Here is a 336-nt window from a genome sequence, read left to right on the forward strand (position 1 = left end):
CTAATTTCTGCTCATATTTTCGATAGAATTTTGGATTTGAAATTACAGTGCCATCAGAACAGGTGGCAATATCTTTTAAGCCTAGATCAATACCAATCGCTTTGGTTGCTGTCGATTTATCTTGCTTAGGCGATTCAACAACAAGACATACATACCAACGCCCACGGCTATCCTCTACAAATGAACCTGTTTTTAACGTGTATTTGCTTAAACCGTAGCTATCCCAAAGCTTAAATTGGTGTTTTCCATACTGGACATATCCAGTGGCATATTTGATAGCCACCTTTTTAAAGGGAACCCATCCCAAAGAGCGCCTTGCTGATTTTTTATTGCTGA

At 39.0% G+C, this 336-nt stretch carries 1 protein-coding gene; it reads right to left on the reverse strand.

Translation table 11 applies throughout. The features are described 5' to 3' along the window. Positions 1–336: transposase (locus tag VF675_RS13850; protein ID WP_440205406.1), on the reverse strand; the 336-nt coding region annotated here is incomplete at both ends.

Origin of the sequence: Acinetobacter sp. Lyrl_1 (assembly GCF_051948795.1) — a bacterium.
Taxonomy (GTDB): Bacteria; Pseudomonadota; Gammaproteobacteria; order Pseudomonadales; family Moraxellaceae; genus Acinetobacter; species Acinetobacter towneri.